Origin of the sequence: Ensifer sp. (genome assembly GCF_035999185.1) — a bacterium.
GTDB lineage: Bacteria > Pseudomonadota > Alphaproteobacteria > Rhizobiales > Rhizobiaceae > Ensifer.
The window spans coordinates 1-4,382 of the sequence record NZ_DASYHB010000074.1 but is presented as its reverse complement, the minus strand read 5'-3'; the positions used below and the strand labels follow the sequence as shown (position 1 = coordinate 4,382).

Annotated in this window: 5 protein-coding genes; 3 read left to right on the top strand and 2 right to left on the bottom strand. The window is 62.4% G+C overall.

The window, feature by feature from the left end; genetic code table 11:
* Window positions 1-112: 112 nt before the first annotated feature.
* Window positions 113-589 (bottom strand): DUF1036 domain-containing protein, encoded by a 477-nt coding sequence (locus VGO04_RS07425; protein WP_414650519.1) that lies wholly within the window; start codon window positions 587-589, stop codon window positions 113-115.
* 193 nt (window positions 590-782) lie between these two features.
* On the opposite strand from VGO04_RS07425, the gene VGO04_RS07420 reads away from it, so the two are divergent.
* The 3 genes from VGO04_RS07420 to VGO04_RS07410 all read left to right on the top strand — a co-directional run bounded on the left by VGO04_RS07420 (window position 783) and on the right by VGO04_RS07410 (window position 2,315).
* Window positions 783-1,571, top strand: coding sequence for an N-formylglutamate amidohydrolase (locus tag VGO04_RS07420; RefSeq protein ID WP_327495309.1), 789 nt, complete (start codon window positions 783-785; stop codon window positions 1,569-1,571).
* A gap of 49 nt (window positions 1,572-1,620) precedes the next feature.
* Window positions 1,621-1,926 carry a DUF1244 domain-containing protein gene (locus VGO04_RS07415; protein ID WP_327495308.1) on the top strand — a complete coding sequence of 102 codons (306 nt, stop codon included), beginning with the start codon at window positions 1,621-1,623 and terminating at the stop codon, window positions 1,924-1,926.
* A gap of 125 nt (window positions 1,927-2,051) precedes the next feature.
* The gene (locus VGO04_RS07410) at window positions 2,052-2,315 is read left to right on the top strand and encodes a DUF2312 domain-containing protein (protein ID WP_034806111.1); all 264 of its coding nucleotides are present in this window, start codon (window positions 2,052-2,054) and stop codon (window positions 2,313-2,315) included.
* Between the two features lie 176 nt (window positions 2,316-2,491).
* On the opposite strand, the gene VGO04_RS07405 is transcribed toward VGO04_RS07410, so the two are convergent.
* The gene (locus VGO04_RS07405) at window positions 2,492-4,348 is read right to left on the bottom strand and encodes a DUF882 domain-containing protein (RefSeq protein ID WP_327495307.1); all 1,857 of its coding nucleotides are present in this window, start codon (window positions 4,346-4,348) and stop codon (window positions 2,492-2,494) included.
* Window positions 4,349-4,382 lie beyond the last annotated feature (34 nt).

The window sequence follows — 4,382 nt, the reverse complement described above, 5'->3', positions numbered from 1 at the left end:
ATGTTGATACGGAACAGATCGGCCCCGGCCTCGTGCAGCTTCTGGATCATCTGCTCGTCCGAGGACGCCGGTCCGAGCGTGGCGAGGATTTTGACTTTTCTGTTCCGCTTCATCAATTCTGGCTTTCCTGCGTGCCGGACGGATCGGAGAGCTGAACCATCCAGCTTCCTTGCCGCCCCGTGTCGTATTCTTTGAATCCCATACGCTGGAAGCCGCGGGCAAAGCAGTCCTGGACGCCTGTGATCTTAAATTCATTCTCGGCGACGCACATGTTGACGTCACCGGTCCAGCGGCCGCCGCGGGCCGCGTCTTCCGCGTAAAGATAATAGTATCGGGACTGGAGCTCGCCCTCGATGAGCGTCGCGCAGGTGGTGGCGGGCACCTGCCACCAGCCTTCGGTCACCCAGCCATCCTTGGCCCGGTAGCCGATGGCCACACCGACAAGGGTCTGGGTGCTGTTGCAGACGCGGAAGTCGGCGCTTGCATCGCTTGAGTAGAGAAATGAGCTTGAGGTTGCCAGGAAAAACAGGAGGAAGCCTCCCAGTGTCGTCAGCCCCGGCTTCGCCTTGGAAAAAGGATATCTGGACACGGTTTCCGATGGAACTCCGTTTTGGTTTGCGTGGCACTTTCTTGCGACGGGCAGCTCGGAAAGTCAACGCAACTCTAATCGATTACAATCGGTAAATTGCTTTCAGTTTCCGCTAAACAGTTGTGTTTTTCTTGCGGTTGACGCCCACGCGTGCGATCAGCGAGACGACGCGCGCAAAACGGACTGGAGAGATATGCAGCATTTTTCTCCCTATGAGATTATCGAGGCAAAGTCATCGACCGGACTGGTTTTGCTTGCCGACCACGCCATGAACCGGTTGCCGGCCGAGTATGGCAGCCTCGGTCTTCCGGCCGCAGCCTTTGAGCGGCACATCGCCTACGACATCGGCGTCGAAGCGCTGACGCGGCGCCTTTCCGCAGCGCTGGCAGCCCCCGCCGTGCTTGGCTGTTTCTCGCGACTGCTGATTGATCCCAATCGTGGTGAGGATGATCCGACGCTGATCATGAAGATCTCCGACGGGGCGATCATTCCCGGCAACCATCCGATCACGCAAGACGAGTGGCAAAACCGGCTGAACCGCTTTCACCGGCCCTATCACCGCGCAGTCTCCGAGACGCTTGGCCGAAGCGCCGAATGTCACGGCGCCGCACCGCTCGTCATCTCGATCCATTCCTTCACGCCGGCCTGGAAGGGCGTCGCCCGTCCATGGCACGCCGCAGTCCTCTGGGACAACGATCCGCGTGCCGCGTTGCCACTGATCGAGAAGCTCGAGGCACCGGGCGATATCGTCGTGGGCAACAACGAGCCCTATGACGGCGCCTTGCGCGGCGATACGATGTTCCGGCATTGCATGGTGCCGGGCATTGCGCACGCATTGATCGAGGTGCGGCAGGATCTGATTGCCGACGAGGCGGGCGTCGCCGCCTGGACAGAACGATTGGCGCCCATCCTTGGTGAGCTCAACGCCATGCCCGTCTTGCATCGCTACGAGCGCCATCCCTCGCGCACCGGCGCCTACTAGAGCACTTTTGCGCCCGGAAATGCGTAACGACCAAACAGGATGATCGCCCATGACCGAACTCACCCCCGAACAAAAGACCGCATTCGAGGCGGCCGCCTTCCGCCGGCTTGTCAACCATCTGCGCGAGCGCAGTGATGTTCAGAACATCGACCTGATGAACCTCGCCGGCTTCTGCCGCAACTGCCTGTCCAACTGGTACCGCGAGGCGGCGGAAGACGCGGGCGTTCCGCTCGACAAGGAAGCATCGCGCGAGATCGTCTATGGCATGCCCGACGAGGAATGGCGGGCACGCTACCAGCGGGACGCTACACCTGAGCAAAAGGCGGCCTTCGAGGTCAATCGTCCGAAGGAATAGGGCGTCTCGCCCGCCTTCGCCACGGAAATGACCCGGTTGTTGCGCAATCACCCTTGACCTTGGCGGCCGTTTTCGGCACGTCACGGCACCCACGAAATTCAGTTCCCCCTATCAAGGAGAAGACCATGTCGGATGCTCACGGCGTCGCACGCGATCAGCTTCGCGCTTTCATCGAACGGATCGAACGCCTGGAAGAAGAAAAGAAGACCATCGCCGACGACATCAAGGACGTCTACGGCGAAGCCAAGTCCACCGGCTTCGATGCCAAGATCCTGCGCAAGGTCATCTCCATCCGCAAGCAGGACCACGACGAGCGCATGGAGCAGGAAGCGATCCTCGACACCTATCTTCAGGCGCTTGGCATGGTGCCGGCGGCCGACGAAGAATAAGCGTCTGCTGCGAGCGACCGGCAGCGGTCGCGCGCCCAATGTGAGGCGGACTGCGCAAGTCCGCCAGCACCTCTTTCCGCTTCCCGCCTCGGAGCAATTGCCGTCGAAAGCGTGACGCAGAAGCAAAAAGCCCGGCTCGATGGCCGGGCTTTTTCGTATCTTCTGTCACGAGGCGCTCAGTTCGTGCTGAACTTCTTCACTTCCATGAAGTTGACCGCAGTGCCGCTGAAGCGAGCCGTGTCGACCGAAGGTCCAGCACTGCTCGAGAAGCCGGCGGCATAGACAGTCGTCGGAGCGACACGCAGTGACTTGCTGACAAAGCGCGGTGCCTTGACCGGCTTGGAAAGCGTTGCCACGCGACCCGTCGACAATGCCCATTCGGAGATGATCTTCTGGGTCAGCTTCGGTTCGGTGCGAACCGACGTGCGCGTCGCGGCGTCGGCGTCATGCTTCTTCGGTCGACCGCCCTTTGCCGGCGCCTCGGCCTGGGTGTCGAAAGCGCTGTCGAAAATCGCTGCGCGTGTATTGGTGCCCGACTGCGGCGCGTAGGCGGCCATCTCGATTGGCTGCTGTGATACCGGCTGGCGTTGAGCCGGCGTCGGCGCCGCAAGCGCAACACGGGTCTTAGCCTCGGCGGCCACGTCGCGCGGCGGCTCGGCGGATGCCACGACCGGACGCTCCGCAAAGGACGGAACGACGACTTGAGCATCGGCAACTGCGGCAAGTGCCGCGTCACCTGCGGGCCGCACGGCCGGAACCGGCACGAAGCCGAGCGCCTGCAAGTCTGGCGAAGCGTCGGCAGAGGCGACGAGCGTGTTCATGTCACGGCGGTCAAGCATTTGCGGGACCGGCACCTTCATCGAACCAAGGTCGGCAAACTCGCTCGGCGTTTCCGAGGTTTGCGGCAGGGCGGCGGCAAGCGCCTCCTGGGCCGGGTTCGCCTGCGGTGCCACCAATGCAACGGCTACGCCGCCATCGACAGGGGATTCCTTGAATGCGGGGCGCACGGCCGGAACCGGAGCATTGATATTCTGTTCGGCCGCGGCGGCAACAGCCGGCTCGGCGGCAACGGAGCCGGCGACACCCGGCAGCGCTTCCTGGGCAGCAGGCGCGGCCGCCGTCTGAACCTTGGCGGGCGCAGCGCCACCTTCGTCGTCGCCACCAGGACCGGCGGCGATTGCCGAGGGTTCTTCATCCTCGTCACCGCCACCACCAAAGAGCATGGCAAAAAGGTTGCCCTTACGCTTGCCGCTTGCGGTATCGCCTGGGCCCGTGGCACCGCCACCGGCAACCTGGATCGCCGAGGCACCGACGCGACGCTTGTAGTCGGCGACCGCCTGGTCATAGCCCGGGAGCGGCTTGCCGTCGGACGGCAGGTGCATGGTCTTGCCATCGGGGAAAAGGCGCGCGAGTTCGGAGCGGCTCATGCGCGGCCAGGCACGAACGCCGCCAACGTCCATGTGAACGAACGGCGAGCCTGAGGTCGGATAGTAACCGACGCCACCCACCTGGAACTTCACGCCGATTTCGCGCAGCGTCTTCAGCTTCACGTCGGGCAGGTAGAAGTCCATCGCCTTGCCGAGCATGTGCTGGCTCTTCTTGGCGACGCCCTTCGAGCGCGAACGCAGCATGCCGTTGGTTGCCGGCGAACGGTAAGCGGAGACCACGTGAATGTAATCGCGCGAACCGCTCTTCTGGTAAACTTCCCAGACGAGATCGAGCAGGCGCGGATCCATCTTCGTCGGCTCGTTGCGTCGCCAGTCGCGCAGGAAGCGGTTGATCTCCTGCAGGCCCTTGGCGTCGTAACGGCCATTGCGCTTGAAGGTGATCTGCGCCTTTTCCTGGGTATGAATGAAATAGAGTTTCAGCGTGCGGGTCTGGCCGGCGGCCTCAACGGGAGGTGCAAAACCAGGCGTCACGAGAGAAGCCGCCAGAGCAACGGATGTCAGAATCTGCGGCACCCTACGGGTGATCGCCGCGCAGACTCTAGCTAAGGAGCCGAGCGGCTTCTTAAAACCGAACAAATTTGGCATTCAATCCCCGTCCGACGGACAACCGTGCTTCGCT

What these genes read in the sequence shown, in the direction of transcription:
- VGO04_RS07420 (WP_327495309.1), top strand. Translation starts at nt 783, where the DNA reads ATGCAGCATTTTTCTCCCTATGAGATTATCGAGGCAAAGTCATCGACC.
- VGO04_RS07415 (WP_327495308.1), top strand. Translation starts at nt 1,621, where the DNA reads ATGACCGAACTCACCCCCGAACAAAAGACCGCATTCGAGGCGGCCGCC.
- VGO04_RS07410 (WP_034806111.1), top strand. Translation starts at nt 2,052, where the DNA reads ATGTCGGATGCTCACGGCGTCGCACGCGATCAGCTTCGCGCTTTCATC.
- VGO04_RS07405 (WP_327495307.1), bottom strand. Translation starts at nt 4,348, where the DNA reads ATGCCAAATTTGTTCGGTTTTAAGAAGCCGCTCGGCTCCTTAGCTAGA.